A 5,281-nucleotide genomic window follows, 5' to 3' on the forward strand; every position below is an offset into this window, starting at 1 on the left:
CGACGGCGCCGCCGAAGCGCGTCTGCGCGTTGCTGTTGACGACCAGGGCGCGCGCCGCGCCGGTGGAGTCCACGGCGGCGTCGTAGTCGACGTCGCCGCCGGCACCGAGGCCGGCGCTGCCGCCGCCGCTGTTCAGGGTCACCGTGGCGGCGTTGAGCAGGACCGGCGCCTGGATCCGGATCGCGGCGCCGGCGCCGGCCGCACCGGCACCGGAGCGGTTGCCGCCGGCGGCGGTGAGGTTGCCGGCGAGCGTGATGGTGCCGCCGCTGCCGAGGTCGATCGCCCCGGCCGTGCCGCCGGCGGCGTCGCCGCCGCTGCCGCCGCTGCCGCCGCTGCTGGTGATGGCGACGGCCGAGAAGGCGCCGCCGGAGGCCACCGAGACGCTGCCGCCGTCGCCGCCGGGCGAGGCGCTGCCGTTGCCGCTGCTGCCGGTGGCGGTGAGGGTGGGCAGCGGCGCCAGCGTGCTGCCGGCGAGCGCGATGTCGCCGGCGCGGCTGCCCGGCGCGCCGACGGCGGCGCTGCCGCCGGACGACGCGATCGCGCCGGTGACGGTGAGGGCGCCGCTGCTCGCCGTCGCGGTGATGGCACCGCCCGGTGCGTTGGCGCCGCCGGTCGTCGTCAGGGTGGTGGCGCTGACCGTCGTTCCCTCGAGAAGCAGAGTGCCGGCGCTGCCGCCTGCGCCCGTCCCGGCGCCGGCACCGGCCGCTGCCGCAACGGCGACGGTGACGAGCGTTCCCGCGGTCGCTGCCGTGCCGTCGCTGCCGGTCAGGCGAACGAGGCCGGCGCTGCCGCCGGTCTGGCCGGCAACCACCGCCGCGCCGCCGCTGGCGGTGAGGGCGCCGGCGTTGAGGGTCCGGTTCGCGCCATGCACGGTGAGGTTGCCGGCGTTGCGGCCGCTCGCCGCGGTGCCCGCGTTGAGGGCGCCGCCGCTGCCGTTGACGGCCCCGGTGACGGTGACGTTGCCGGCCGAGACCAGGTCGACGTCGCCGCCGTGGCCGCCGGCCTGGCCGCTGACGTTGATGGCCCCGGCCTGCAGCAGGGCGGCGGCGTTCTGCGTCACCGTGACGCTGCCGGCCGCCGCGCTCGTCGTGGCGCCGCGGGCGGCGCCGGTGCGCGCGGTCAGGGCGCCGGTCGTGAGGGTGCCGGCGGCGCCGCCCTGCGTGATCGCAATCGCAGCGGACGCGCCGCCGCCGGCCGTCGTGCCACCGGCGTTGCCGCCGCTCGCCGCGACGCTGTCGATCGACAGCATGCCGGCACTGCCCACCGTGACGCTGCCGGCGTCGCTGCCGGCCGCGCCCGTGCCGGCGCCGCCGCTGCCGCCGTTGGCAGCCAGCGCGGCGGCGGTCAGCGCCGCGCCGCTGGAGCGCAGGGAGATCGCGCCGGCGCGGCCACCGATCGCGCCGGCATTGCCGTTGCCGCCGCTGCTGGTGACGCCGGTGACGGCCACCGCACCGACCGCGTCGACGCCGATCGAGCCGCCGTCGCCGTTCGCGTTGCCTTGCGTCGACAGCTCCAGCGTCTGCACCGCGCCGGCGGTGTTGACGATGGCCAGGCTGCCGGCCGTGCCGCCCGGGCCGGTGCCGCTCGCCGCGCCGACGCGGGCCGTCACCGCACCGGTGACCACGTTGCCGGCGCCGCTGTTGGCGATGGCGATCGAGCCGGCGTTGCCGCCGGCCATGTTCGTGCCGGCGGCGTTGCCGCCGCTGGCCAGGAGCGCCCCGGTGCTGGTTCCCGCCGTGGAGGTGATCTGCACCGTGCCGCCGGCGCCGCCGGCGCCCGAGGTGCTGGCGCTGCTGCCCGAAGCAGTGATGGCGGCAGTGCCGACCGAGCTGCCGCCGATCGTGACCGCGCCTGCATTTCGACCCGGCGCGCTGCCGCTGGCCGTGCCCCCGGACGCGACGAGGGCGGCGCCGAGCGCGACCGTGCCGGTGGCGGCGATCGAGAGCGCGCCGCCGTTCTGGTTGGCGGCGCCGGTCGTGGTCAGCGTGGCCGTCGCCGAGCTGCTGACGTTGACGCCGGACACCGCGATGCCGGCGCGGGCCAGGACGGCGGCGTTGATCGCCACGTTGCCGCTGCCGTTGCCGTCCTGGTCGGCGATCAGGCGCAGGGCGCCGGCGCCGCTGCCGCCGCCGCTGTTGATGGCGGCGCTGACGGTGATGGCGTTGTGCGCGCGCAGCTCCAGCGTGTTGGCGCTCGCCCACGACACCGTGTTGTTGACGCTGATGTTGCCGGCGCTGCCGAAGCCGCTGCTGGTGTCGACGACCACGTTGCTGGTGGCGAGCGCGTTCTGCAGCGTCGTCGTGTTCAGGGTCGACGTCGCCGCCGTGCCGGTGAAGGGCGTCGCCGTCGTCACGCTGGCGTTGGGGCCGGTCGAGATGACGATGTCGGTCGGGTCGAGGAGCAGGGTGCCGGTCTTGCCGCGGGCCGCGGTGGTGTCGACGCTGCCGCGGAAATCGAGCGTCCTGCGGCCCGAGACCTCGACGAAGCCGCCGTCGCCCGCCGTCGCGCCACCGCGTGCCGAGGCGCTGCCGGCGAAGCTCGTCGCGTCGTCGGCCCAGACCACGACCCGGCCGCCGTCGCCGATGCTGCCGGCGTCGGCACGCAGTGCCGTCGCCGCGCCGACCGAGCTGGTCTCGGCGTTGCGAAGCGGGCGCACGCCTCCGGTGGCGGCGGCGATGCCGCGGGCGTCGCCGCCGACCAGGATCTCGCCGCCGCCGCGCGCGCCGGAGGCGTCGACGCGTGCCTGCGGCAGGTCGACCCGGCGGCCGAGGATGTGGATCGAGCCGCCGCGGCCGTCCCTCGACTTGGCCTCGATCCGGCCCGATGCCGACACGCTGCCGCCGTCAGCGTCGATGTCGATGCGGCCGGCCTGCTCGCCGCTGGCGGTGCTGGCGCTGCCGGCGCCGAGCTCGATGCGCCCGGCACGCAGCACGATCTCGCCGCCGGCGCCACGCTCGGCCCGGTCGGCGCTGACTGTGCCCTCGTAGCGGATCAGGCCGGCGTGGATGCCGATGCGGCCGCCGCGAGCGAGGAGCTCGCCGACGTTGACGACCTCGCCCGGCCGGCCGCCGACGCTGACGCGCAGGTCCGGGTTGGCGGTGTCGGCGAGCTGCACGGTCTGCCCGGCGGCCAGGACGATCTCGCCGCCCGGCGCGCTGACCACGCCGCCGTTCTCGATCCGGGCCGCGACCAGCACCACCTGGCCGCCGCTGGCGGTGCGGATTGCGCCGAGCTGCGTCAGCGCCCCGGCGCCGCCGGGGCTGGCCGCGAAGCGGAGCCGGCCGGCGAGGAAGTCGGCGTCGCCGAGGTCGAGCGTCGACGCGACGAGTCCCCCGACGTCGACGCGCGCGCCGGCGCCGAAGACGATGCCGTTCGGATTGACGAGGAAGACGCGCCCGTTCGACTGCAGGCGGCCGAGCAGCAGCGACGGGTCCTGCCCGGTGACGCGGTTGAGGACGCTGCTTCTCGCGCTCTGCTGGATGAAGCGGGTCAGCTCGTCGGCCCCGATCGAGAAGCCCTGCCAGTGGATGATCGTGCCGGGCGTGGGAGTGATCGTCAGCGTCTTGCCGGCGGCGGCGATGCTCGCCTGGCCGGAGACGACGGAGGCACCGCTCGGGTTGGCAAGGAGCGGTGCCGCCGCCAGGGCGATGGCCATGGCGATGGCCAGCCGCGTCGGCAGCGGGCCGGAACTCCGGCGCAGGGGCGAGGGCCGTGGCCTCATGGATAGGCTTTCATGGGCGGACGTGGACGGCCGCCGGGCCGGGTCTGGCCCCGCGCCTGCGCGCGTCGGCCTCTGCCGGGAATTGTCGGAGGCGTGTCCCCCGGCCCCCGGATTCGGGCGTGCGCCTTGCACGAGGAAGCCATCCGCTGCAGTGACCGATCACACGGTTCAGGCTTGCAGCGACGTGCGGGCCGTGCCTTGCCTGACCGGCGGTCAGGGCCGGACGAGCCGGGCGGCGCCCGCCCCGGCCAGGACCAGGTCGGCGATCACGGGGCGGTGCGGAGAGCCCTGCGCGCCGCCGGTGGTGCTGCCGGCGACGCCGATCGCGGGGCCGACCAGGACGTGATCGATGCGCAGGAACGAGAAGCGCCAGCGGAAGGCGTGTCCGTAGGTGAAGCCGAAGCCCAGCCCGGCACCGGCGTGGGCGTCGCGCAGGCCGGCCTTGAGCAGGGTGCGGACGACCAGCGACGGCGGCGGCGCGTTCAGGTCGCCGGCGACGATCGCCGGCCGCGGGCCGGCGCGCACCGCAGCGGCCAGGGCGCGCGACTGCTGCAGGCGCTCGGCCACGTTGCGCTCGAGATCCTCGACGCCGCCGTCTTCGCCGTGCAGGAGCTCGCGTCGGGTCGCGTCGAGGCCGAGCCGCGGTGTCCGCAGATGGACGTTGTAAAGGTCGACGTCGCTGCCGCCGATCGCCACCGTGCAGCGGACCCACGCCTGGCCGGCCGCACCGCTCGAAGCGAACCCGCTTGCGCAGTCGCGCAGTGGAAAGCGGCTGGCGATCACGAACTGCCCGAGGGCAAAGCGATGCCGGTCGCCGAACAGCGCGGCGACCGGCTTGCCGATGCCGCGATGCGAATCCAGCTCCTGGGCGTCCTGCACGACGACGATGTCGGGTGCATGCCGGTCGAGTTCCCGCGCCAAGGCGGCGAAGCCGTCGGGCCGCTCGCTAGCGAGAGACGCCTTGATGTTCCAGGTCATGAGCCGCACGCGCGGTCGCTCGTCAGCGGCAAGGGGCAGAGGGATCGCCAGCCCCATCGCGCCCCCGAGCACCATGGCCAGCGCGGCCAGCGCGACGATGCGCCAGCCGCGCCCCAGTGCCCATGAGCACAGCACCCCCACTGCCGCCGGCACGAGGAGGATCGGGTACGGCAGGTACTGCAGCAGGGCCAGGGGCCAGAAGCGCTCGGGCCCGAGCCGGTAACCGACCCAGACCATGCCAGCGACGGTGAAGACCGCGCCGACGACGACCCGGGCCAGGGCCGCTGCCGCGCTCAACCGTCGAGCTGGCGCTGGAACACCAGCCCGGCGTGCTCGCGCAGCGCGTGGAAGCGGATCTTCGGCCAGTTCGCCTCGATCGCGCGCAGCTCCGGCGCGTACTCGACCAGCACCGTCGGCGCGTCGACGGCGTCGTAGGCGACGCGGTGCTGGTTGGCGTCGAGGAAGCGCTGCAGCTCCTTGTCGCCGCCGTTCTCCGGCTCGCAGCTGACCCAGCGCGCGACCTGGAAGCGGCTCGGCATGACGCGGGCCTTGACTCCGTACTCGTGCTCGAGCCGGTGCGCG

General features: G+C 76.0%; 2 protein-coding genes and 1 pseudogene. All 3 read right to left on the reverse strand.

Features of this window, described 5'->3' with window-relative positions; all coding sequences use genetic code 11:
- Positions 1 to 3,721 (reverse strand): beta strand repeat-containing protein (locus AC30N0_RS12085; RefSeq protein ID WP_489518159.1); only part of this gene is annotated, 3,721 nt, incomplete at its 3' end.
- Positions 3,722 to 3,934: 213 nt separating this feature from the next.
- Positions 3,935 to 4,996, reverse strand: coding sequence for an endonuclease/exonuclease/phosphatase family protein (locus AC30N0_RS12090; protein WP_489518160.1), 1,062 nt, complete (start codon positions 4,994 to 4,996; stop codon positions 3,935 to 3,937).
- Positions 4,993 to 5,281: pseudogene (prfC, locus tag AC30N0_RS12095) on the reverse strand (peptide chain release factor 3); the annotation flags it as partial. The gene AC30N0_RS12090 and the pseudogene prfC, both read right to left, overlap by 4 nt.

It is taken from the genome of Rhizobacter sp. (genome assembly GCF_031412495.1).
Classification (GTDB): Bacteria; Pseudomonadota; Gammaproteobacteria; order Burkholderiales; family Burkholderiaceae_C; genus Schlegelella_A.